General features: G+C 60.4%; 19 protein-coding genes. 6 read left to right on the forward strand and 13 right to left on the reverse strand.

Features of this window, described 5'->3' with window-relative positions; translation table 11 throughout:
• Positions 1-89 precede the first annotated feature (89 nt).
• Together ligD (AACL53_RS09970) and ligD (AACL53_RS09975) are read left to right on the forward strand one after the other, a co-directional pair.
• On the forward strand, positions 90-1,763 hold the full coding sequence (gene ligD / locus AACL53_RS09970; RefSeq protein WP_339084359.1) for a non-homologous end-joining DNA ligase: 1,674 nt from the start codon (positions 90-92) through the stop codon (positions 1,761-1,763).
• A gap of 4 nt (positions 1,764-1,767) precedes the next feature.
• Positions 1,768-2,838 (forward strand): non-homologous end-joining DNA ligase, encoded by a 1,071-nt coding sequence (gene ligD / locus AACL53_RS09975; RefSeq protein WP_339084360.1) that lies wholly within the window; start codon positions 1,768-1,770, stop codon positions 2,836-2,838.
• A 240-nt stretch (positions 2,839-3,078) separates the two neighbouring features.
• Here the strand turns inward: ligD (AACL53_RS09975) and AACL53_RS09980 are convergent, their stop codons facing one another.
• From AACL53_RS09980 to betB, 4 genes are all read right to left on the reverse strand, one after another.
• Positions 3,079-3,984, reverse strand: coding sequence for a Ku protein (locus tag AACL53_RS09980; RefSeq protein WP_339084361.1), 906 nt, complete (start codon positions 3,982-3,984; stop codon positions 3,079-3,081).
• A 101-nt stretch (positions 3,985-4,085) separates the two neighbouring features.
• The gene (locus AACL53_RS09985; RefSeq protein ID WP_339084362.1) at positions 4,086-4,280 is read right to left on the reverse strand and encodes a hypothetical protein; all 195 of its coding nucleotides are present in this window, start codon (positions 4,278-4,280) and stop codon (positions 4,086-4,088) included.
• Between the two features lie 99 nt (positions 4,281-4,379).
• A complete protein-coding gene (betA, locus tag AACL53_RS09990; RefSeq protein ID WP_339084363.1) occupies positions 4,380-6,041 on the reverse strand; it encodes a choline dehydrogenase in 1,662 nt (553 codons plus the stop codon).
• 46 nt (positions 6,042-6,087) lie between these two features.
• Positions 6,088-7,548, reverse strand: a complete 1,461-nt coding sequence (betB, locus tag AACL53_RS09995; protein ID WP_339084364.1) for a betaine-aldehyde dehydrogenase — start codon at positions 7,546-7,548, stop codon at positions 6,088-6,090.
• 372 nt (positions 7,549-7,920) lie between these two features.
• On the opposite strand from betB, the gene AACL53_RS10000 reads away from it, so the two are divergent.
• From AACL53_RS10000 to choV, 4 genes are all read left to right on the forward strand, one after another.
• Positions 7,921-8,964 carry a GlxA family transcriptional regulator gene (locus AACL53_RS10000; RefSeq protein WP_339084365.1) on the forward strand — a complete coding sequence of 348 codons (1,044 nt, stop codon included), beginning with the start codon at positions 7,921-7,923 and terminating at the stop codon, positions 8,962-8,964.
• Between the two features lie 270 nt (positions 8,965-9,234).
• Positions 9,235-10,164, forward strand: a complete 930-nt coding sequence (gene choX, locus AACL53_RS10005) for a choline ABC transporter substrate-binding protein (protein WP_339084366.1) — start codon at positions 9,235-9,237, stop codon at positions 10,162-10,164.
• Positions 10,165-10,256: 92 nt separating this feature from the next.
• Positions 10,257-11,111 carry a choline ABC transporter permease subunit gene (gene choW / locus AACL53_RS10010; RefSeq protein ID WP_339084367.1) on the forward strand — a complete coding sequence of 285 codons (855 nt, stop codon included), beginning with the start codon at positions 10,257-10,259 and terminating at the stop codon, positions 11,109-11,111.
• Positions 11,108-12,298, forward strand: coding sequence for a choline ABC transporter ATP-binding protein (gene choV / locus AACL53_RS10015; protein WP_339084368.1), 1,191 nt, complete (start codon positions 11,108-11,110; stop codon positions 12,296-12,298). Before choW ends, choV begins: the two co-directional genes overlap by 4 nt.
• Positions 12,299-12,308: 10 nt before the next feature.
• Here the strand turns inward: choV and AACL53_RS10020 are convergent, their stop codons facing one another.
• The 9 genes from AACL53_RS10020 to AACL53_RS10060 are packed head-to-tail and all read right to left on the reverse strand — an operon-like array spanning position 12,309 to position 24,566.
• Positions 12,309-13,424 (reverse strand): hybrid-cluster NAD(P)-dependent oxidoreductase, encoded by a 1,116-nt coding sequence (locus AACL53_RS10020; protein ID WP_339084369.1) that lies wholly within the window; start codon positions 13,422-13,424, stop codon positions 12,309-12,311.
• A gap of 6 nt (positions 13,425-13,430) precedes the next feature.
• On the reverse strand, positions 13,431-14,711 hold the full coding sequence (locus tag AACL53_RS10025; protein ID WP_339084370.1) for an aromatic ring-hydroxylating dioxygenase subunit alpha: 1,281 nt from the start codon (positions 14,709-14,711) through the stop codon (positions 13,431-13,433).
• 25 nt (positions 14,712-14,736) lie between these two features.
• Positions 14,737-15,522, reverse strand: coding sequence for a hypothetical protein (locus tag AACL53_RS10030; RefSeq protein ID WP_339084371.1), 786 nt, complete (start codon positions 15,520-15,522; stop codon positions 14,737-14,739).
• Positions 15,519-16,652 carry an electron transfer flavoprotein subunit alpha/FixB family protein gene (locus AACL53_RS10035; RefSeq protein WP_339084372.1) on the reverse strand — a complete coding sequence of 378 codons (1,134 nt, stop codon included), beginning with the start codon at positions 16,650-16,652 and terminating at the stop codon, positions 15,519-15,521. Before AACL53_RS10035 ends, AACL53_RS10030 begins: the two co-directional genes overlap by 4 nt.
• Positions 16,649-18,529 carry a (Fe-S)-binding protein gene (locus AACL53_RS10040; protein ID WP_339084373.1) on the reverse strand — a complete coding sequence of 627 codons (1,881 nt, stop codon included), beginning with the start codon at positions 18,527-18,529 and terminating at the stop codon, positions 16,649-16,651. Before AACL53_RS10040 ends, AACL53_RS10035 begins: the two co-directional genes overlap by 4 nt.
• A gap of 2 nt (positions 18,530-18,531) precedes the next feature.
• Positions 18,532-20,598, reverse strand: a complete 2,067-nt coding sequence (locus AACL53_RS10045; protein ID WP_339084374.1) for an NADH:flavin oxidoreductase — start codon at positions 20,596-20,598, stop codon at positions 18,532-18,534.
• A complete protein-coding gene (locus tag AACL53_RS10050; RefSeq protein WP_339084375.1) occupies positions 20,598-21,230 on the reverse strand; it encodes a sarcosine oxidase subunit gamma in 633 nt (210 codons plus the stop codon). The genes AACL53_RS10045 and AACL53_RS10050 overlap by 1 nt, the downstream gene beginning before the upstream one ends.
• The gene (locus AACL53_RS10055; RefSeq protein ID WP_339084376.1) at positions 21,223-24,270 is read right to left on the reverse strand and encodes a sarcosine oxidase subunit alpha family protein; all 3,048 of its coding nucleotides are present in this window, start codon (positions 24,268-24,270) and stop codon (positions 21,223-21,225) included. The genes AACL53_RS10050 and AACL53_RS10055 overlap by 8 nt, the downstream gene beginning before the upstream one ends.
• Positions 24,267-24,566: a sarcosine oxidase subunit delta gene (locus AACL53_RS10060; RefSeq protein ID WP_092866668.1), complete on the reverse strand. Its 300-nt coding sequence runs from the start codon at positions 24,564-24,566 to the stop codon at positions 24,267-24,269. The genes AACL53_RS10055 and AACL53_RS10060 overlap by 4 nt, the downstream gene beginning before the upstream one ends.
• Positions 24,567-24,571: the final 5 nt, after the last annotated feature.

Here is a 24,571-nt window from a genome sequence, read left to right on the forward strand (position 1 = left end):
AACTTCGATCCCTTAAGACCTGAACGACATTTGCGAACTCGGACTTTCGACCTCGAACTTTCGACCTCGACCGGGCGGGATGCATTCGAATGGCAAAGAAAAAGCTTTCCGAGTATCGCGCCAAGCGTGACTTCACCAAAACCGCCGAACCGAGCGGCGCTGCCGATGTCCGTCCGGCGAAGTATCTCCGCTTCGTGATCCAGAAACACGATGCCTCGCATCTCCATTACGATCTTCGACTTGAGCTCGACGGCGTATTCAAATCGTGGGCGGTGACGCGCGGTCCTTCTATCGATCCCAAAGACAAACGTCTCGCGGTCGAAGTCGAGGACCATCCGCTCGACTATGGCGATTTCGAAGGGACCATTCCCAAAGGTCAGTACGGCGGCGGAACGGTGATGCTGTGGGACCGCGGGTTCTGGGCGCCGGTCGGCGATCAAAGCCCCGAGGAACAGCTGCGCAAGGGCGAGCTGAAGTTCATCCTGGCTGGCGATAAACTCAAAGGCAGCTGGGTGCTCGTCAAAATCAAGAACGATCGCTTCGGGGGAAAGCGCAACAACTGGCTCCTCATCAAGCATCGCGATGAGGGGGCCCATTCGGGCGATGCCGACGCGATCCTTGCGAAGGATCGCTCGGTCGCTTCGAAACGCACGATGGCGCAGATCGCGGCTGGACAGGGCAAGGGCCCGGAGCCTTTCATCACGCGGCGGCGGACGGCTGCGAAGCCGAACGCTGTCTGGAATTCCAATCAGCCAGACGACGATCCCGAGCCTCAACCCGGTCCGGCGTCAACGAAACCGCTGAAGCGAACACCGGTTCGAATAGCGGCGAAACCCAAAAAGGCCGTTGCGGCGAGGACAGCGGCGAACGTCGTTTTGGGAATTACGATTTCGCATCCCGATAAAGTGCTGTGGCCCGCGGGCGAAGATCCCGCCGTTACGAAGATCGATCTCGCGCATTACCTCGAAACCGTTGGCGAGTGGATGCTCGAGCATATCAAGGGCCGCCCCTGTTCGGTGATCCGCGCGCCTGACGGCATAACCGGCGAAATGTTTTTTCAGCGCCATGCGATGAAGGGCATGTCGCCCGAGATCGACCTCGTTCGCATTTCGGGAGATCGGGAGCCTTATATCGAGGTGAACTCGGAGGAGGCGTTGATCGCGCTTGGGCAGATCGCGTCGCTCGAGTTTCATCCCTGGAACTGCGCGGAACTCGAGCCCGATATCGCGGGTCGCCTCGTCTTCGATCTCGATCCGGCGCCGGATGTCGAATTCTCTCGCGTCGTAAGCGCGGCCAACGAACTTCGCGAGCGGCTCGAGAAGGTCGGTCTCGTTGCCTTTTGCAAGACGACGGGCGGCAAAGGCCTTCACGTCGTCACGCCGCTCAAAACAAATCGCGGCGATGCTGCGAACTGGGCCGATGCGAAAACATTTGCCGGGGCCATTTGCCAACAAATGGCGGCCGACAGCCCGAAAGACTATCTCATCAAGATGACGAAGAAGCTTCGAACGGGCCGGATATTTCTCGACTACTTTCGCAATGACCGCATGGCGACCGCAGTCGCGCCCCTATCGCCGCGCGCACGGCCGGGGGCCACCGTATCGATGCCGCTCACTTGGCGTCAGGTCAAGCAAGGGCTCGACCCTAAGCGCTTCACGGTACACACCGTCCCTTCCCTGCTCAAAAAGATGACCGCGTGGGAGGATTACGATTCCTCGGATCGCTCGCTGAAGAACGCGATCAAGAAGCTCGTCGGACCTTAAGCGCGTGACCGCGAAGACCAACATTTCAGGGCGCGTATCAAAGCACGCGGCCGCGGCAGCAATCGAGAATCGCCGCTCAGCTGCTCGCCCCTTGAAGATTGCGGGCGCAATCAAATCGGCCATGCCGAACTTTATCGCGCCCTGTCTTGCGACGCTCGTTGCAAAACCGCCGACCGGCGACAATTGGGTGCACGAGATCAAGTTCGACGGCTATCGCATTCAGGCGCGCATCGAGAAGGGGTCGGTGCGAATGCTGACGCGAAACGGCCTCGACTGGACTGAACGTTTCGGCAGACTTCCGCAGCTTCTCTCGGAGTTTCACGACGGCTCGGCGATCATCGACGGAGAACTCGTCGCCGATGACGCTTCAGGGCATTCGAGTTTTTCAGCTCTCGCCGACGCGCTCAAAAGCGGACACAGCGAGAAGTTCGTGCTCCACTGCTTCGACCTTCTCTATCTCGACGGCATGAACCTTCTCGACGTCAAACTCGGCGATCGCAAAGCCGCGTTGCAGGGCCTCTTCGCGGGCAAATCAAAGTCCGGACAAATCCGCTACAGCGATCACCTTGCGGCGGACGGAGCGCAGATGCTCGCGCATGCCTGCAAGCTCGGGCTCGAAGGCATCATTTCAAAACGCATCGACCGGCCCTATCGCTCGGGCCGTCACGACGACTGGCTCAAATCGAAGTGTGTCCAGGTCGATGAATTCGTCATCCTCGGATATCTCAAATCCAAGGCCGCACCCAATGCGATCGGTGCGCTCGTGGTCGGCTATTACGATAAGAAGCGCCTCGTCTATGCGGGACGTGTCGGCACGGGATACACGAACAAGACCGCAAGCAGCTTGATGCGTACGTTGAAGCCGCTGCGCATCGACGCTCCGTCTTTCGTCTCATCGCTCACGAACCTGCAGCGACGAGACGTGACGTGGGTTACGCCCGCACTTGTTGCGCAAATCGAATATCGCGCTTGGACCTCCGATGGCCTGCTTCGGCACGCGGCCTTCAAGGGGCTGCGTGAAGACAAGCCTGCGACCGACGTTCGCCGCCCCGTCGTCAAATCCATCAGCGATTGAAGCTCGTCAGAACGGCAGAAACAGCTGCTGGGTGAAATGCGGGATCATCATCATCCACATCCAGAGCGCAAAAATGGGGTGCATGGAAACCTCCTGAAATTGCCAACGCAATCAGGCAACAACGCTTCCCGTACTCACATTTATTGAAAAGACGCGGCGTTCGTGGACATCGATAATATGATCGAGCAGCGAACTTCGCGACGCACACAAAGTAACACGAGTCTGTCGGAATCCGTCTTGTTATCCGCGTGCGCGCGATTTTTTCTTCGGCGTCTTTGCCGGAGCGCGCTTCACCGGTTCCCGCTTTTGGCGGGACGCTGCGGTCTTGGTTTTCGATGCCGCCGCCGGCTTCGATCCTGATTTTTGCGTGGAGCGGCGTAAAGCGTCCATGAAATCGATGACCGTTCCACCAGACGGCTGTTCGTCGCCACCGGAAACTTCGGTCGAGAGGCCGCCCTCAACCTTCTCCTTCACGAGCTTGCGCAACGCTTCGGCGTAATGGTTCTTGAAGTCGGCGGGATTGAATTTTTGCGTTCGCTCGTCGATGAGTTGCCTCGCCATGTCGACAAGCTCGGGACGAAGCTTCTCATTGCCGATCCCGTCGAAGATCTCATCGGCGTCGCGCACTTCGCTGGCGTAGCGCAGCGTTTCGATCATCAAGCCGTCCCCGCACGGCTTCATTGCGATCAGGTTCTCGCGGCCTCGCAGCGTCAGCTGGCCAACGCCGTATTTCTTGGTGGCCCGGAGCGCGTCGCGGATGATGCGGTATCCTTCCTCGGCGACGTCTCCGTCGGGCAGCACGTAATAAGGGTTGTCGAAGTACAACGGATCGATGGAGCAAGCTTCGACGAACTCGGTCAACTCGACGGTGTGGCGTGTCGACAACTTCAGCTTGTCCAGCTCATCCGCATCGAAGAGAACATAGTTGCCGTCGTCGAGCTCATAGCCCTGCACGATGTCGGACTGCGGCACGACCTTGCCGCTTTCGCCCGCAACTTTCTGGTAGCGAATACGCTGCTTCGATTTTTTGTCGACCTGATGGAGGGCGATCTTATCTTCGGATGCGGTCGCGCTAACCAACCGGATGGGAATGGTAACGAGCGCCAAGCGCAAATGTCCTTTCCAGAAGGACCGCGCGGTTGCCATCGTTAAACTCCTCGAGAACGCAGTACACAATTAACAGGATAGCATGCCTGGGCGTTCGTCGGAACGCGGTCGCAACGTCAGGGGTTCCCTCAGAGTTAGCCTCAACTCCCGGCCGTCGTCGTGACCCAATCATACGGGCGCTTCAGCTTCCGGCGGTGGGCCTCTGCGGCTCCCCGGGTCTCGAACGTCAAGGCTGCACTCGGATCGCTCGTCTCGGCGCCGTTCCTGTCGAGGTAGACGTGCTGGCGGCCCGCATACACGACATCGGGTTTTCGGTCAGTCAGCAACCATCTCATCGCGCACCTCCGCCCGGAAGGTAAGCTTAATCCGGCATTCATCCTAGAGATAACGCGCGTTCCTGTCCGGCGATGTGTCACGCCTTCCGAGCGAATTTCTTAACGCTGGCTGGTTTGGTAGTTGGGATTGACCCACACCGGAACTTCTTCGCGCGGCAACGGCGCCCTGCCCCGTATAACGTCGGCCAATTTCTCTGCCATCATGATCGTCGGGACGTTCAGATTGCCGCTCACGACGTCGGGCATGATCGAGGCATCGACGACGCGTAAGCCCTCGACGCCGTGGACCCGCGCTTTGCCGTCGACGACCGCCATGTCGTCCGTCCCCATCCGGCAGGAGCAGGATGGATGGTACGCGCTTTCCGCCTTCGCCCGAATGAATGCATCGATATCCGCGTCGCTGTTGCTCGCCGGGCCCGGGGTCAGCTCATCACCGCGATAGCGATCAAATGCCTTCTGAGAGAATATCTCGCGCGTCAGGCGGATGCCGGCGCGCATTTCTCTGCGATCCTGTTCCGTCTGCATGTAGTTGAAGAGCACGCGCGGGTACTGGCGTGGATCGGACGATTTGAGTTTCACGTAGCCGCTGCTCGTCGGACGCATCGGACCGATGTGCGCTTGAAAACCGTGGCCCTTCGCGGCTGAGGTCCCGTCGTAACTGATCGCCATCGGAAAGAAATGATATTGCAGGTCCGGGTGGAGGACTCCGGGCTCGCTGCGAATGAAGCCGCCCGATTCAAAATGGTTGGTCGCGCCGAGGCCCTTCCCCGTCAAAATCCATTCGATGCCGATCTTCAGCTTCGCCAGCGGATTGTTGGCGCTGTAAATCGAGACCGGCTCCCTGCATTCGTATTGCACGTAGGCTTCGATATGGTCTTGCAGGTTCTCTCCGACGCCGGGCACGTGCTGCACGACCGGGATGCCGAGCTTCTTCAGCTCGTCCGCATTGCCGATGCCGGACAGCATCAGGATTTGCGGTGAATTGATCGCGCCGCCGCTGACAATGACCTCGCGCGTGGCGCGGGCGGACTGAAGACGGCCACCGCGGCTGAATTCGACTCCGACCGCTCGCTTGCCTTCGAAGAGAATGCGCGTGACCAGAGACTTCGCCTTGAGCTCGACGCCGCCGCGCTTTTGCGCCGGGCGCAGGTGAGCTTTGGCGGCGCTCCATCGCCGTCCTTTGTAGACGGTCATGTCCATCCGGCCGAGGCCTTCCTGCTGGCGGCCGTTCATATCTTCGGTGACGGGATAGCCCGCCTGGCGGCCCGCCTCGATGAAGGTGTCGTAGAGCGGATTCGTGCAGGGTGCCGTTGTCACGAAGAGCGGCCCAGAGCTGCCGCGATAGGCATCACCGCCCTTGAGCCGCGTCTCGGATTTCTTGAAGTACGGGAGGCAATCGAAATAGCTCCAGTCTTGGAGACCCTGACGCCGTGCCCAGGCGTCATAGTCGAAGGCATGCCCGCGAATGTAGATCATGCCGTTGATCGATGACGAACCGCCGACGACGCGGCCGCGCGGACAGTACATCTTCCGGTTATCGAGAAACGGTTCCGGCTCCGACTCGTACCACCAGTTGTATTTGGTGCCAGCCAGCGGATAGGCAAATGCGGACGGCATGTGAATGAAGATGCTGCGGTCTTGCGGTCCCGCCTCCAGAACCAATACGCGGACACCCTGATCTTCCGTCAGGCGATTGGCGAGCACGCATCCGGCGGATCCAGCGCCGACGATGATGTAATCGAAGTCTTGGGCGGTGCTCATCTCTGGACAGATCCCCAGGTCTTAGGAGTGAAGCCGAGTATTCTTGTCATTCATAGGGGCATTGGACGTCGCCGAGCTCGACGTAGACGCTCTTCAACTGCGTGTAATGATCGATCGCGGCTTGTCCGTTCTCATGGCCAAAGCCCGACTCCTTGATGCCGCCGAACGGCATCTCGACCGGAGTTACATTGTAGTTATTGATCCAGCAGATCCCGGCTTCGAGACGGGCGGCGACACGATGCGCGCGCGCGAGGTCCCGCGTGAAGACGCCAGCCGCCAAGCCGAAGCGGGTAGCGTTCGCGCGGGTTATGACGTCATCTTCGTCGCGGAATTTGAGAACCGCCATCACCGGTCCGAAGATCTCCTGGCGGACGATGCTCATATCGTCGGTGCATTCGGTAAACACGGCCGGGCGCACGAAATTCCCCTGGGCGAGTTCGTCCGCGTCGACGCGCTCACCGCCGTAGCAGAGGCGCGCGCCCTCTTTCTGGCCCGCCGCGACGAAGCCCAAGACGCGATCCATGTGCACTTGCGAGATCAAGGCACCGACCTGCGTCTCCGGCGCCAACGGATCGCCAATGCGGAGCTTCTTCGTGCGCTCGACGACCAATTCGACGAACTGGTCGTGAATGTCCTCATGGACGTAGACGCGGGTGCAGTTCGTGCAGATTTCGCCCTGCGTATAGAAATTGCCGAGCATCGCCGCCGATACGGCCTGGCGCAAATCCGCATCCGGAAACACAAGCAGCGCCGACTTGCCGCTCAGCTCCATCGTCGTTCGCTTCAGGGACGCTGCCGCGGCCACGAGGATTTTCTTCGCCGTTCCGACAGAGCCCGTCAGCGAGATCTTGGCGACCCGCGCGTCGGACGTCAGCAGAGTTCCCGTTCGCGCGTCGCCGTGCAGAACGTTGAAGACGCCATCGGGGACGCCTGCCTCCGTATAGATTTCGGCGAGCTTTGCCGATGTCGTCGGCGTCAATTCCGAAGTTTTGAAAATCATCGCATTGCCGCAGGCCAATGCGGGCGCCGATTTCCAGCACGCGATCTGGATCGGATAATTCCACGAGCCGATGCCGACACATATGCCGATGGGTTCGCGGCGCGTATAAACAAAGGCGTTATTCAGCGCGATCTGCTCGCCGCGCAATGAGCCGGCGACGCCTGCGAAATATTCGATGCAATCGGCGCCGCTGACGACATCGACGGCTTCCGCTTCCTGAATGGGCTTGCCTGTGTCTTGGACTTCGAGGCGAGCCAGTTCGTTATTGCGGTCGCGTAATATCCGGGCGGCCTTATTCAAAATGCGACCGCGCTCCGCGCCCGATATGGCGGACCAAAGCTTTAATCCCTCCTCGGCCGAACGCAGTGCAGCATCGACCTCCGGCTCAAGCGCGATTTCAACCCGCGAGATGAGCTTCCCGGTTGCAGGATTGGTGTTTTCGAAAGTCTCGGCGGCTTTGGAGGCGGTGAACCGGCCCCCGATGTAGCTCTGCAGCACGTGCACCATGAGTACTCAATTGCCTAGGAATTCAGCTGAGCGAGATGTCTTTCTCGCCCATGGTGAAAGCTATTAGTGCGCACGTTTCCGCCGCTTCCCAAAGCGCTCTTTCCTATGCCGCCTGTGCCTATTCCGAGCTGTCTCAGATACGACGCAAATGACTTCGGCGGCGACAACGACCGTAAACTCAACCGGCGTCGACCGAATGTGTCCGGAACGCGCTATCTGAACTTGTCAAAATACGACTTGGTGGTACTATTTGATATCGGGGTTACGATCGCAAACCTTGTCGTCTTGGTTTTATGCCGGGAGCGGCAAGCCCCAGACGCACCGATCACGACATAATCTAGCCTTCCCGTTTGACGTGGGAGCTTTTGCGACGTGAACGAAGTTCCGGCAAAGTTGAGCACGATCCGCAGGATCGGGTTTTTGACTTTAGACGAATACACCATGATCGCCGTCTCAAGCGCGATCGAAGTTCTTCGGATGGCCAACCGCTTAAGCGGCCAAACCCATTACTCTTGGACAATTCTTACACTCGATGGCCGGCCTGTGCCGTCGAGCAACGGAATGTCGTATTCGAGCGCAGCGACTTACGACGCCGCGGACGACCTCGACATGGTGCTCGTTTGCGGCGGCACCAACGTCGCGAACTTCGTCAACGACAAAGTCGTCAATCTTCTCCGCCGCATCGCGCATGACGGGGTCGTGCTCGGCGGGCTGTGCACCGGCACTTATGCGCTTGTGAAATCCGGTCTTCTCGATGGCTACAAGTGCACGATCCATTGGGAGAATATGGCTGGACTTCGCGAGTTTCACTCGCGGGTAAAGTTCCAGGAAGAGCTGTTCGTCATCGATCGCGATCGCATGACCTGCACGGGCGGCATAGCGCCGATCGACATGATGCTCGCGCTCGTGCGCAGCAGCTTCGGAAAAACCTTGGTCGCCGAGATTTCCAATCAATTCATTCTCGAGCGCGTGCGAGATGGCTACGACCGGCAGCACATTCCGTTGGCAGCGCGCCTGGGATTTAACCACGGCGCCCTGGTCGACATCGCGGCGCTGATGGAAGCAAACTTCGAGGAGCCATTGAGCGCGGTCGAACTCGCTAAGCTGGCGGGACTGTCTCTGCGTCAGGTTCAGCGGATGTTTCAGGAGACGCTCGATACGACGCCGACGAAATATTACCTGCAGCTCCGGCTACGGCGCGCGCGCGAATTGCTTCTCCAATCGCAGATGTCCATTACGCAGATCTCCGTTTCCTGCGGCTTCCAATCGACCTGCCATTTCAGCAAGTCCTATCGCGCCCTTTACGGACGCACGCCTCGAAGCGAGCGTCAGCCGCAGAAGTCCGAGGCGCAGGAGTTCAACGCCTCTCCTCCGCTGCGACGCGAAACGAGCCGCGCGAGACTGCCGTCGATCTGAGTTCGCCGTTCTGGGGAGGCCGATTTTCAAACCCGGCAGTGCAGAAACTACTTTCAAAGTGAAAGGAGTATGTTCGTTAGGCGCGTAAACGCAGAATCGCGTCGCAATTGTGAAATCGACGGCGAGTGGCCGTGCTTAGCTTCTGGGGTTACCCTCTCGGGTGACGCCTTCAACAGATTGCCAACGCAGGAGGATCACCGGCTCTTGCTCCAATCCGATCAGGCGGTCTGTTGTCAGTAACACCTGGTACCGCCAACAACAGGAGTTGTCATGACACGCATCGCGATGGGGGTCGCCCTTGCCCTGGGTCTGGCCGCAACCACGGCCCACGCAGCAGAAAGTGCGAGCTGCAAAAAAGTCCGCTTCGCCGATGTCGGTTGGACCGACATTCAGGTCACGACGGCTACCGCTCAAAACCTTCTCGAAGCCCTCGGCTACGCGCCTGAGGTCAAAACGCTGTCGGTCCCGGTGACCTACGCTTCTTTGAAGAACAAAGATATCGATGTATTCCTCGGCAATTGGATGCCGAGCATGACGGCCGACATCAAAGCCTATGTGGACGACAAATCCGTCGAGACGATCGGCGTCAATCTGAGCGACGCGGGTTATGGCCTCGTCGTTCCGCAGTACGTGGCCGACGCAGGCGTGAAGAGCCTGAAGGATCTCGGCGCGCATAAAGATAAATTCGGCGGCAAGATTTACGGCATCGAAGCCGGCAACGACGGCAATCGCATCATCAGCGGCATGATCGCCAAACCGGAAAACAACTTGGCAGGTTTCGAGCTCGTCGAAAGTTCTGAAGCCGGCATGCTGACCCAAGCCGAAAAGGCGATGAAGAAGAACGAGTGGATCGTGTTCCTCGGCTGGACGCCGCATCCGGTCATGGGCGAAATGAAGATCGCCTATCTCGACGGCATGGGCGACAGCGGCTTCGGCGCCGCGACCGTCAGCACCAACGTGCGCGCGGGCTACGAGAAGGAATGTCCCAACGTCGGTAAATTCCTCAGCAACCTCAAGTTCAATCTCGCTATGGAAGGCGCGATGATGGGACCGGTTCTGAAGGACGGCGCCGACCCCAAGGCGACCGCTCTCACGTGGCTAAAGGCCAACCCCACCGCCGCCACGCCGTGGCTTGAAGGTGTCACGACAGTCGATGGGGGCGACGCGAAGGCTGCCGTTGCAGCCGCACTCGCGAAATAGCATCATCAACGAAATTCACCCGACAAGTCCGGACGGCCGCATCTAGCGACCGTCCGATACGGGGATGAGCTTCAGCTCAGGGGGGAGCGCCGATGGATCCCGTATCGAAGCTGATTGCCGCCTGGAAAATTCCGATAGGCCAGTTCGGCAAGTCCGTGTTCGATTTCGTGACGGACTATTTTCAGTGGCTGTTCGATGCCATTTCCGGGATTCTCGAAACGGTCGTCGACGGGACATCCGCTCTCCTTCTGCAAGTCCCGCCGGTCATTCTTGCCGTCGCTTTCGCGGGGCTCGCCTACTGGCTCCGGCGATCCAAACCGTTGGCCATCGGCGTGCTGATCGGTTTTCTCTTCATTCTGAACCAGGGCCTTTGGAAAGAAACCGTCCAAACTTTGGTTCTCGTCGTCGCCGCCACAGCTCTCTCGATGGCCATCGGGGTGCCACTCGGCATATGGGCTGCTCACAACCCAAGGGTCTGGAAGGTGGCACAGCCGCTACTCGACCTGATGCAGACGATGCCGACGTTCGTTTATCTCATTCCCATTCTCATTCTGTTCGGACTCGGAGCCGCGCCTGCACTCATCGTGACGATCATCTTCGCGATGCCGGCGCCGGTGCGCATGACCTACCTCGGTCTGACGTCCATTCCGAAGCCGATGCTCGAAGCCGGCGAAAGTTTCGGCGCGACGAAGCGGCAGCTCTTATGGAAGGTGGAGTTGCCTGCGGCCCTTCCCTCCATCATGGCAGGCTTGACGCAGTGCATCATGCTTTCGCTGTCGATGGTCGTCTTCGCGACACTCATCGGTGCCCCGAGCCTCGGCAATCCGGTCAATAAGGCTCTCGCCAACCGCAACATTCCGCTCGGCATCGAAGCGGGTCTCGCGCTCGTCATTCTCGCCATCATTCTCGATCGGGCGCTCTCGGTTCAAGCGGGAGTGCGAAAATGAACATCGCGGTCGACTTCAAGAACGTCGATATCATATTCGGCAAGGACATCCCGAAGACATTGGCCATGGTCGATGCGGGCGCGACACGCGCGCAAATCCTCGCCAAGACCGGCGCCGTGCTCGGCGCGGCCGGCGCCAATCTCACCGTGAATGAAGGCGAGATATCCGTCCTGATGGGGCTTTCGGGCTCCGGCAAATCGACATTGCTGCGCGCCGTCAACGGACTCAACAAGGTGTCGCGCGGCGCTGTCCTGGTGAAGGACGGAGACCGGATGGTGGACATCGCCTCGTGTGATGCCACTACGCTTCGTCATATGCGCCAGAAGCAGGTCGCGATGGTCTTCCAGCAGTTTGCGCTGCTGCCGTGGCGAACCGTGCGGGAGAATGTGGGGCTCGGCCTCGAACTCGCCGGTGTGCCACATGCGGAACTCACGGAGCGCGTGGACCGCCAGCTCAAACTTGTCGGGCTCGACACGTGGGCCGAGAAGCATGTGCATGAGCTTTCGGGCGGCATGCAGCAGCGCGTCGGCCTCGCCCGCGCGTTCGCGACGGACGCGCCGATCCTGCTGATGGACGAGCCGTTTTCGGCGCTCGATCCCCTCATCCGCACCAAGCTGCAAGACGAACTCCTGCAATTGCAGAAGTCGATCAAGAAGACGATCATCTTCGTCAGTCACGACCTCGAGGAAGCACTCAAGATCGGCAATCGCATCACCATCATGGAAGGTGGGCGGATCGTGCAATCGGGTGCACCCGAAGAAATCGTGCTGCAACCTGCCGACGATTACGTCCGCGATTTCATTGCCAACGTTAATCCGTTGTCCGTGCTCACCGCTTGGAACGTCATGCGTGACATGCGCGACCTCGAGCGTACGGACGATGACTGGATTTGGCTCGACCGGCGAAAGACCACGCGATTCCAAATCGATGCCGGGGGCAAAGTGCAGGCGGCCGAATGCAACGGCCGCCAGGCAGCCTGGGTGACATGCGGCGAATGCGAAAAGCACGTTGGCGAAGACTCTTCACCCGTCTATTGGGCGAGGCCCGGCACGAGCCTGAAGACAGTCATCCTCGCCATGCACAAGTCTGGCACCGCGCCTGTCGCACTGTTCGACGACGAAGATCGCTTTGTCGGCGCCATCGGCATTCGCGACGTCCTGCAGGCCATATTGCGACGCAAGGATTGATGAGCGCGAGTTACTTTTCGATCGTGATGTTCTCGAGCGGCTTGCTGCAGCAAATCAGGATCATGCCGACGTCGATCTCACGCTGGCGAATACCGCCGCCGTGCTTCATCTCTACTTGACCCGAAAGCTTCTTGCTTTTGCACGTGCCGCACACGCCCTTGCTGCACGAAAACGGAAGCCGCATTCCGGCGGCTCGCGCTGCATCGAGAATAAACTGATCCGGCCGGCAATCGATCGTGCGACCCGATCGCGTGAATTCTATCTTGAAGCTGGCACCGGCCGCTTCCGCTCCCGATGCTGCGGCGTCGGCTTCGATCAGCGGCACGCCTTGCCGTTCGAACGAGAAGCTTTCTTCGTGGTAGTGCGCCATATCGAAAGCGGCGTCTCGCAGCATGGCACGAACATTTGCCATATAGGCTTCCGGCCCACAGCAGAAGACTTTGCGCTCAGCAAGATCCGGGACGATCGACTTCAGAAGCGGCAACGTGAGATAGCCCGTCGGTGCACTCCAGTCACGCGCTTCGCCCTGCTGCTCGCAGACGAACGCCGTTCTGAAGTGGCTCGTGCCGTGGGTCATCATCGCCAGCTCGTGGCGAAAAATGATATCGCGTGGCGAGCGCGCGCTGTGGACGAAGACCACATCGTGATCCTCGCCGAGTTCGTAGAGCGTGCGCGCCATCGACATCAACGGCGTCACGCCGGAGCCACCCGAAAGAAACAGGTATTTCGGGGCTGAATGCAGCGTGCAACTGAAGTCGCCCGAGGGTCCGAGCGCCTTTATCTTCGCGCCCGGTTTCAGATTGTCATGCAGCCAGTTGGAGACCTTGCCGCCGGGCTGGCGCTTCACCGTAATCGACAGTGTGTCGGGTCGCGTCGGCGGCGAAGAGATCGTGTAGCAGCGATTGATCACCGCGCCATCGATCTCGAGTTCGAGCGTGATGAACTGGCCGGGCCGGAAGCGGAAGAGTCGCGGCGACTGCGTACGGAAGAGGAAGCTCTTGACGTCGTGCGTCTCCTGGCGCATGTGCGCGCACACGAGCGTATCGTCCTCAGCGGCGTTCCACTTGCCGGGCGTTGCGTCCCAAAGTTCCGGCCCCAGGCGGCTCGGCCGCCCTTTATCACTCATGATCTGTCAGGCGCTCGCTGCAAATGGGCTGACGATTGCGGATTCCTGCCCCGTTTCCGTACGCAGCCGCTTGAAGTACCAGGACATGAATTTTTCCACCAGCTCCTCCGTGTAGGGCGAATACGGTCCGGGCTGGTAGGCTGCGCTTTGCGAACCGATTTGCGTGCGCTCAACAAGCGACCCGTCCTGCTTGTTGGTTGCATGCCACACTTCGCTCAGCTCCTTCGGATCGTAGTCCCGGCCTTCGACCGCATCCTTGTGTACGAGCCACTTCGTCCTGAGCAACGTGCGTTCGGGATCGATCGGCAGCACGCTGAAGGTCACGATATGATCGCTCATGAAGTGATGCCAGGAATTCGGCTGAGTCCAGAACGACAAGCCGCCGAGATTGCGCTGCGTGAGATCACCCAGCAATTTCTGGCACGCGACTTTGCTATTCATCGTTTGCGATTCACCCGCCTTGTCGAGCGGCAGGCGTTCGGTGCGGAAGGCCGTGGCGCGACTATCGAGGAATTCGAGTTCGACGGAGGGAAGTCCGCACGATTCCCACCGCGTGTGCTCGCGTTCTATCAACTCGCGGAATGCCTGGACCTCATCGGCATTTTCCGGCGACGGCTGGTAGCCAAAGCCGAATTCGTAGAGCGAGACCGTGAGCTCCGGATGGTTCGCCTTGCAATGGTAGCATTCGCGATTGTTCTCCATCGTGAACTTCCAATTGCCGTTCTCGATGAGATCTTCCTCGTAGGCGATCTTACAGTCGCTGATCCGATGGGGGAGAATATAGGGCTCCATTTCCCGGCGCATCTGTTCGAAATCGGACGGCGGCTCGTCGGCGAGGCATATGAACAGGAGGCCCGCAACATTGCCGACATGCACCGTCTTCAGGTTGAACTGGCTGCGATCGAACTCGTCGCCCATGTGTTCGGTGTGAATGAGCTTGCCCGTCAGATCATATGTCCACTGATGATATGGACAAACGACGTTGCCGACGCTGCCTTTGTCGCCGTCGCAGAGGCGTGCGCCGCGATGGCGGCAAACGTTATGAAAAGCGCGGATCGTCATATCGTCGTCGCGCACCACGACGACCGAGGCGCGACCCAACGGCACTGTGAAATAATCGCCGGGCTCCGGAATGTCCGGTTCGACGCCGACATAGATCCAGTGGCGCCCAAAGATGACGTCCATATCGAGGTCGAACACCTCTTTGTCCCGATAGAACGGCGCTTCAAGGCTATACCCTGGCCGGCGGCGTCCGATCATCGCCCGCAGTTCGTTGGATATTTGCATGTGATCCTCCCTTCGCACGGGCATGCTAGAAATCGACGAGCCGATGTTCCCTCAGATAGTTCAGCATCACTTGTGCTTTATCGACGGATGAGCCTTCAAAAGCGACAATGCCACCTTTCGCCTCGGCGACGACGGCCGCCTGCATTCGTGCGTGGCCGGACTTTGTCTCCCGCGCCTTGAGCCGAATGGGACGGCGCGACGAAGGTTCCACGGCCCAAGCGGGCAGCACTATGGAAATGTCTGTGGGCGTTTCCGGAAACCGTTCTATACGGCCCGACACGCGCCGAGCATATGCATATTTGAGTTGAACCGGCGCGAGCGGATGAACGGCAATCACAAGCGGCAGAGCACAACCGATCCGCCGCCGTTGCCCCTTCGGCAAGAACTGGCGGATTTCGACGTCCCAGCCCTCATCCCTCGTTTTTTGAACGCGCGCCTCGAGGACGTTCGCGACGACCGGGCGTGCCAGAGCCCGTGCCAGCGCGTACGGCAACAGACCGCTGCCAACGCCCGCCTCCGCGTTGCTGCCCGTCAGGATGATGTCGACATTCTTCAAGTGAGCGGCGAGCGACGCGACAGCATTGCTGCTGCTATCGAGTGGCAAGGCCTCAATCGCGCCTGCGCCAAGCGCGAGATAATCCTGAAGCGACGGTTCTTCTGCGGCACCGGCGTGAACGACACGAAGACCGTCACCAGCCATCCGACGACCCAATGCCATCGCGACGGCATCACCGCGGCAAGCTCGCGGCGCGCCGCTCACCGGATGCCGGCCGGCCGAGACCAGAGCCGCGACTGTGAAGGCATTACTCATCCGTCGACCCCGGGCTTCAACCTCGGAACTTCACCCTGCTCCCGCGCTTGCGATACCCGCGTGATCAACGCCTGCATGAGTTCCTCGGCGTCCCCGATGACGGTGAGGTCGGCGCGCTTCACGATGGGCGCACCGCCGTCGCGATTGATGGCGATGACATGACGGCAGCCCTTGATGCCTTGCAGATGCTGAACCGCTCCTGAAATACCGATCGCGAAATAGGTGGTTGCGTTCACCGTCTTTCCGGACGCGCCGATTTGTTTGTCGCGGGAGAATTTGCCTTCATCGACTGCGACACGGCTTGCGCCGATCGCAGCGCCGAGCGTGCGAGCGAGCGTGCCCAGCGTCTCGACGTTCTCAACGCCATTCCCGGCGGAGACGATGAAGTCCGCTTCTTCAAGCGCAATGTCTGCGGTCTCGGTCGGCTCGAGCCCGAGGTCGCGGTAAGCCTCGGTTATGCTCGGCAGTTGCGGAGCCGGCAAAAGTTCACCAGCGCCGGCGAACGGCAGTTTCGCGTCCACCGCACCGGGCGCCAGGAGCACGAAGCGCGGCAGCGGAGCCTTCGCGAGCGCCGCGCCCCCGGACCACCCCACCGAGACATGTCGCGCGTCCAATTCGATCACATGCGTTGCTGCGAAGGCTTCGTCGTTGGAGATCAAGCGGCGACCAAGGTCGCCATCTCCGGACATGTTGTCGGGCAGGAAGACGTGCTCGGCTGCGAATTCTTCCAATAGCGCCCGAACGACTGCCTCTTCTCGTTGCGGCTGAAATCGGCTGGCGTCGAGGTCTGGAATGACGACGATCTTATCTGCGCCGAGTTCTCCGGCGTTCTCATGAAGTTCGCCGAGGATCACCGCGACGACGCCCGTGTCCGCCGTTGCAAGGATGGCAGCCGCCGCTATGGCTTCGCGCGCATGATCGTCGAGGCGGCCGCGATGGGAATGGGCGACGGCCATGTGCCAGCGCTTTGCCGGCTCGCGCGTGCGCAAAGGTTTCGCCTGCTGCCTCTCATCTGCCGTCACGCCCATATGCGGATCTGCGGATGCGACTTCTCCCAGCACGATACGGCGCAGCCCCGCAGGCGAAATGCGATAAGGACGACGCGGATTGATGCGTTTCACGTCGCTCATGCTTGAGCCTCCAGCGAGGCGGCGGCAAGTTCGGCAATATCCAGCACCTCGGCGTGCGCGCCGGCGACGCCCTCCAGCATGGCGGTGCATTGCGGACACGCGACCGCGATGACGTCCGCTCCGACATCGCGCGCATCACCCATTCGAATATCTGGAATGCGCTGCTTGGCTGGAATATCGGTCAGCGGCGCGCCGCCTCCGCCTCCACAGCATCTGCCGCGCAGACCTGAGCGCTCCATTTCGCGCACTTCGATGCCGAGCTTTCGCAAGAGGGCGCGTGGGGCTTCCGTCTCGCCATTATAGCGTCCGAGGTAGCAGGGATCGTGATAGGTCAAGGCCCTCACCTCGGGCGATTTTCCAAGCTGCAGCTTTCCTCGCTCGGCCAGCTCAGCCAGAAGCGCCGTGTGATGAATGACTGTATATTTTCCGCCGAGGGCTGAATATTCATTGCGCAAGCTGTGCAGCACATGCGGGTCGGACGTGACGATGCGTTTGAAATCGAGCGACGCAAACGTTTCGATATTCCGCTTCGCCAAGAATTGAAACGTCGCCTCGTCGCCGAGACGGCGTGCGGTGTCGCCGGTATCGCGCTCGCGCTCGCCGAGAACGGCGAAGTCAAGTCTCGCTGCCTTCATAAGTTTGACGAGCGCTCTGAGGGTCCGCTGATAGCGCATGTCGAATGCGCCTTCGCCCGCGACGAGCAACAGATCGATGGGCTTGCCGGGTTCGGCCACGGGCACGTCGAGATCGACTGCCCAGTTGTATCGCGCCGCTTTTGCGTGCCCGCCCTGGGTTTCGGTCTCGCGCAAATTGCTCAAAGTTTCTGGCGCGGTTCCGGGAACCTCTCCTTGCATGAGATTGAGGCTGCGGCGCATACCGACAATCGCGTCGACGTGCTCGATCAGCATCGGGCACTCTTCGACACATGCGCGGCATGTCGTGCAGGACCAAACCGTCTCCGCTTCAATGAGTTTTGGGACGATCGTTTCGGAAAGCGACCCGCGATGGTATCCGATCGGGATGCCTGGATAGGGTCTTCCCGCGTAGGCGCTATCGTTCGAGCCCGATAGCCCGGCGACAAGATCTTGAATGAACTTTTTCGGATTGAGCGGCTGGCCCGCCGCAAACGCCGGACAGGATTGCTCGCATTTTCCGCATTCCACGCACGCGTCGAAACTCAGGAGCTCCGTCCATAGAAAATCAGACGGCTTGCGCGCTCCGAAATCGTGATTGCTCAATGCCAGCGGCGCCAGCGCGGTCGACCGCACACCCGCGAAGCGCTCGGGCCGAGGATGGAATGCGAGATGCAGAAGCCCTGCGACCGCGTGCTTCATCGGACCGCCTGTGCCGATGCCGAGCGCAAGTTCTGACGATCCTGCCAACAGGAGCAGAAGCGCCGCGATGGCTATTCCAGCGGACAGCGTCTGCGATGGGATCAACGTCAGAAGAGCAAGCCCGAGGGCGAACGCAGTCAACGTATACGGCAACCTGTTCCAAGCGCCCCCGGACAGTCTCAGTGGCGGATGACGCCGTCTCATCCAGACGAAATATACGCCGGTCAGCATAACGATTGCGGCGAGCAGAATGGCCCAGTCCAGCACAGGCGCATAAAGTCCGAGGCCGTAGTTGATCGCCACAAGCACCAGGGCCGCAAATGCGCCGCCCGCGGTGGCGATATGCGTATTCGCGATGTAAGGATCGCGGGCGACGACATGATGCAAATCGACGAAGTACCGTTTGGGAACGGTCAAAAGGCCCGTCCATTCGACGGTGGCTTCGCGGCCCGTTCGCCACAGTCGTGCCCGGCGCGCCAAACCTATCGCCAGCGTCGCGACAGACACCCAAAAGAGTACCGTGACGGCAACCGCAACGGACACGATCAGAAATCCTTACACAGCCGGAGCGAGTCGTAGATAGCGGCGTGAATATTGTGCATCGAGACGCAATCGCCGACGCGGAACAGAAGAAAGCGCTCGCCGTCCGTCGCTTCCTCAAGCGCGGGCTGCGGTTGAGCGGCATACAGCGATGGGAGATCCACCTGCCCGCGATTGAGAGATCGATCCTTCAGCGATGTGTAAAGCTCGGTATTCGGCGTGATGCCGTTTTCGATGACGACCTGATCGACGACACGTTCTTCAAGCTCATCGGTATATTCGTTGCGCAGCACGGCGACCTTCTTGTTGCCTTCCGCGTAGACACGATCGAGCCAGAAATTCGGGGTCGGAATGATGCCTTGCGCATAGAGGCGCCGGTAGAAGATCGGAAATGTCGTGCCGCCGACGTCGTCGGAGACCTTCGTATCCGGTGTTACGATCTCGACGGTTGCACCGCGACTGGCGAGAAAATCCGCGGTGCCGAATCCGGCGTGCGCGCTGATGCCGTCGTAAATGAGAACGTTTTCGGCAGGCGCCACTTTCTCCGAAAGGATATCCCAGGAGCTGACGGATAGCCCGTCCTTCGCGCCCCAGTTCGCGACCTGATCGGTGAAGCTCCGGCCGCCGGTGGCGAGAACGACGATGTCGGGCTGCTCACTCAGCACCATCTCGGGCGTCGCTTCCGTTTCCAGTCGCCGGTCGACGCCAAGGCGTTTGGTTTCGAGATCGAACCAGCGGACGATGCCCGCCATCTGCTCGCGCTGCGGCGCCTTCGCTGCGAGGTTGATTTGGCCACCGACCGCCGAACTGCGTTCGAACAAAACGACGTCATGGCCGCGCGATCGCGATACGCGAGCGGCCTCGAGACCGGCCGGTCCGCCGCCGACGACCACCACGCGCCGTTTTCTTGCGCCCTTGGCCGGCGTAATGACGTGAGGCATCGTCGCTTCGCGTGACGTCGCAGCGTTTTGGACGCAAAGCGTGTCGGAGCCGGAATACATCCTGTCGATGCAGTAGTTGGCGCCGACGCATTGACGGATCTGGTCTTCCCGTCCTTCGCGCACCTTCTTCATGATATGCGGATCGGCGATATGCGCGCGGGTCATGCCGACCATATCGACGAGGCCGTTCGCGAGGATGCGTTCCGCCTGCGTGATGTCGCGGATGCCCTGGGCGTGCAGGATGGGAACGTCCACGACGGACTTTATACCGGCGGCAAGGTGCACGAACGGCTCGGGCGGCAGCGCCATCGGCGGCATGCAATTCGCCAGCGTGTTATGCGTATCTGCGCCTGAACCGATCACGCTGATGAAATCGATCATGCCCGTTTCGGACATGCGTTGTGCGATTTCCTTGAGGACTTCGTGATCAAGTCCATCCTCATGGAACTCATCGGCGCACATACGAAGCCCGACACAGAAGTCGCGGCCGACGGCTTCGCGCACGGCGGTCAGCACCGCGAGACCGAACCGCATGCGGTTCTCAAGGCTGCCGCCCCATTCGTCCGTGCGCATGTTTGAGCGCGGAGACCAGAACTGGTCGATCAACTGCTGATGGGCGGCTGAGATCTCGATGCCGTCGAAACCCGATGCTTGCACGCGCTTCGCGGCGGCCGCGAAATCGCCGATGATGCGACGGATGTCTTCGATCTCGATGGCCTTCGAATTGCCACGGTGGACGAACTCGCGGATGCCTGACGGCGAAGAGAGATGCGGCCACGGATCGCCGGCATAGACCGAACGGCGACCCATATGCGTCGCCTGGATCATGATCTTCATACCGTGGCGATGGACCGTTTCCGCCAGCCGCGCCATCGGTTCGATCACGCGATCGGTCGTCAGGTTGACAGGCCGCCAAGAGCCTTGCGGAACGTCAATCGACACAGGGCTCGACCCGCCGCAGATCGCCATGCCGAGGCCGCCCTTGGCCTTCTCTTCATAATAGCGAATGTAGCGATCGCCCGGCATGCCACCGGCTTCCGCGTAAACCTCGGCGTGCGCCGTCGAGTAGATGCGGTTCGGCAGCGTCAGTTGGTTGAGTTTGATGGGCGTAAAAATCGAAGGGTAACGCATTATGCTGGCGCTCCCTCTTCAGTGAGGCGGCTGCCGGCGATGTCGGCGATGCCCAATCCGTAGGGCGTGGCAGCGCGCACGAGGTAGCGCCAAATGTAGTCGGCGAAGCTGCGCCGGATCACCAAGCGGTAGCCGTTACCCTGGCGAAATGCGTAGACCGACGACTTCCCGAATGTCGTGCCGACGACGCGGCCCGGTTCCATACTTGCAAAATCATAGACGCTGACATGCTGCAGAACGTCGATGGCATTGCGACCTTCGAGCACGACTTGTGTGTAGCCACCGGAGTTATCGACGACCTGGCTTCGCACATCCGTCAGAGCTTGACGCAGACTTCCCAGCAGTGCGGACAATTGAGCTCGCGGACAGACGATCATCCATTCGTCCGGCGAGAGCCACAAAATCGTTAGGCCGTTCGATGATGCGAACGTGCAGGGCTGGAGCGGAAGCGAAACGCCGAGCGATGTTGATGTAGCGGTGACAAAGGCCGGATCGGCACCGTTGCCGCGAAGGCTGATGTATCCGAGGTGCGGAATTTCGTTAGCCCAGACGCCGCGATTGCCATCGATGGGCTTTGCCTGTTCGCCCAGACCGAACGAATGGAGCGGCGAACGCATCATTGGCTCAGACATTCTGCCGATCTCCTTTCGGGTCGACGAAAACAGGCGAGACGACTGTCACCTTGTGCGCTTTGCCGCCAGCGTAGGCGTAGAGAATGTCTCGTCCGGATTTGCGCCCGTCTTCACTCCTCCGGGCGATGCCGTCGCGGACAACCGCCATGGCAATCGAGCGGCCGAGTTCGGCACTGTAGTAGCTCGACGTGACGTGGCCGAGCATCGCGGCAGGTGGCGTCACATCGGCGCGCTCGATGATCTGAGCGCCTTCGGCGAGCACGATTTGCGGATCATCCGTCAGGAGACCGACGAGCCGCTTGCGGTTGGGGCCCGCCGTATCGCTTCGCGCGAATGAACGCTTGCCGATGAAGCTGAACGGCTTCTTCATGCCGACGGCCCACGCCATATCGAGATCGAGGGGCGTCATCGATCCGTCCGTGTCCGGGCCGACGATGATGAAGCCTTTTTCGGCGCGCAAGACGTGCATCGTCTCGGTACCGTAGGGCGTGATATCGAACTCGTGGCCCGCGTCCATCAGCGCTTCCCAGACGTGGTGGCCGTAATTTGCGTCGACGTTGACCTCGAAGGCGAGTTCGCCCGAAAAGCTGATGCGGAACACGCGCGCGGGAACGCCCGCGACGGTTCCTTCGCGCCAATCCATGAATTTGAAAACCGACGTCGACAGGTCGATGTCGCCGCAGATCTTTGCGAGGACCTGCCGGCTCTTCGGGCCAACGACTGCGGCGGTCGCCCAGTGATCCGTAACCGATGTCATGTAGACATCGAGTTCGGGCCACTCGGTCTGGTGCCATTTCTCGAGCCAAGTCATGACGCGCGCGGCGCCGCCCGTCGTCGTCGTCATGAGAAAGTGGTTGTCGGCAACACACGCGGTGACGCCGTCGTCCATCACCATGCCGTTCTCATCGAGCATCAAGCCATAGCGACATTTGCCGGGCGCAAGCTGGGTCCAGGCGTTGGCGTAGACGCGATTGAGGAATTCACGGACGTCCTTGCCGCGTAGGTCAATTTTACCGAGCGTCGAGGCGTCCATGATGCCGACGCCTCGCCGTGCCGCAAGACATTCCCGGCGCACTGCCGCGTGCATGTCTTCGCCGGGCTTTGGGAAATACCAGGGCCGCAACCATTGGCCGACCGGTTCAAACTCGGCCCCGCGCGCAACATGCGCTGCATGCATCGGCGAATAGCGCCGCGGCTCGAATGTATCGCCCGCATGAGCACCGGCGAGCGTGCCGAACGTGACGGGCGAATAAGCCGGGCGATACGTGGTCGTGCCGACTTCCGGGATGCTTCTGCCAAGCGCATCGGCTGCGATCGCGAAGCCGTTGACGTTGGAGAGCTTGCCTTGATCCGTTCCGAACCCCAGCGCCGTATAGCGCTTGATATGCTCGATCGAACGGTAGTTCTCGCGCACTGCCAAATGTATGTCGGCCGCTGAGACATCGTTCTGAAAGTCGACGAACGCTTTCTTGCCGTGCCCTTCGGCCCGGCCGTCCGGAACTCGGAAGATGCGCCGCGCCGGGATCGCATCCGGTTCATCGGTATTTAGATTGCCTCCTGATGCGGGCGCGGACTTGCCGAGCGATGACAGCAGATCGCGCATCACGCGCGCAGTCTGCTCAAGCGCGATCTGCAAGCCGAATTCGCCAGTCACCGCGCCGACGCCGTAGATGCCGGATTTCGCGCGGCCCGCTTCAGGCACAACGAAGGCCAATCTCTCTTCGTCCCAATGGGGCCGGCCGCCGTCATGGCAGTAGAGATGGACCGTCGGCGATAAGCCGCCTGAACTTCCGAGCGCATCGCAGTCGATAGAGGGGCCGCTGCCGACAACGACATTGCGTTTGGCGTCGAGCTTTACCAACTGCGCGCCGGTGACCGCGCGCCTTCCGCGCGCATAGGCGATGCCAAATCCTGTTCTGACATCGACACCGGCGGCACGCACACGTTTTTCCCAGGCGGGATTTATCCGCGTGCGCGTATCGGCAAGCACGACTTCGCAGCCGGCGCGCGCGAGATCGGACGCGCCCTGATAGACGTGATCGTTGCTCGTTTGCAGAAGAACGCGTTTGCCGACGGCAACCCCGTAGCGATTGAGGTATGTCGTCAGCGCCGATGCCGTCATGATGCCCGGAGCATCGTTGTTGCCGAACACCAGCGGCCGTTCGATCGCGCCCGTCGCCAATACGACGCGCTCAGCGCGAATGCGGTGCAGCCTCTGGCGCGGTTGATGGGCGACGCGCTCGGCTATCGGCAGATGATCCTGAAGCTGCTCGACGGCGAGCACCAAATTCATGTCGTGGAGCGCGAAGGCGCTCGTACGCGTGAAAACCTGCACGTTCGGCATGCTTTGCAGTTCGCCAACCGCAGATTTCAGCCAAGCAGTTGCCTGTTCGCCGCCGATGACGCTATGCGGCGACGACAGGAGCCAGCCTCCGCATTCGTTCTGCTCATCGAGAAGCACGACCTTCAGTCCGGCGCGTCCTGCGGTCAGCGCCGCGAGCAATCCAGACGCACCTCCGCCGACGATGAGCACTTGCGCGTGCCGATGGCTATGATCGTACGTTTCCGGGTCCGGTTCCGACGGCGCGCTGCCATAGCCCGCGGCCTGCCTGATGATGTGCTCGAACTTCGGCCAGAGCTTCTGGTTTTGGAATGTCTTGTAATAGAAGCCCGCCGGCATGAACCGCGAAAACAGTCCGCCGATGCTCTTCAGATCGAATTCGAGCGTCGGCCAGCCTGTCGTCCGGCGCGCGACGAGCCCATCGTAAAGCTCGACCTGCGTCGCCTTCAGATTGGGAATGGTGTGCGCACCGGTTTCGATCTGCATCAGTGCGTTCGGCTCTTCGGGGCCGCTCCCGACGATGCCGCGCGGGCGGCCATACTTGAAGCTGCGGGCAAGCATTCGCGTGCCATTCGCGAGCAGCGCCGAGGCTAGCGTATCGCCTGCGAAGCCATCGTAGGTCTGGCCATCGAAGGTGAACGTCAGCGGCTTGTCGAAATCTATTCGCGCGCCGGGGCGGCGGACCCGATAACTGGTCACGTCGAGCCGCCCTCCGCATCATAGGCCTTGCGGCCTTCGGCCAACGTCCACGATCCGGCAATGGCATTCGTCGCTGTGTTGCGTTTCACGACGAAGAACTTGCGGCACCCCGTGTTGTGCGACCACATTTCCCAATGCCAGCCCTTGGGATTTTTGCGCATGAAGAGATAGTCGCCCCAAGCTTCGTCATCGAGCGCTTCGGGAGTTGCGGGACGCGGAATGAACGCCTCGCCGCCGTAGCCGAATTCTTCCTCTTCTCGTTTTTCGCCGCAGTGCGGGCAAAACAACACAAACATCGCGC

Source organism: Hyphomicrobium sp. ghe19, from assembly GCF_902712875.1.
GTDB lineage: Bacteria > Pseudomonadota > Alphaproteobacteria > Rhizobiales > Hyphomicrobiaceae > Hyphomicrobium_B.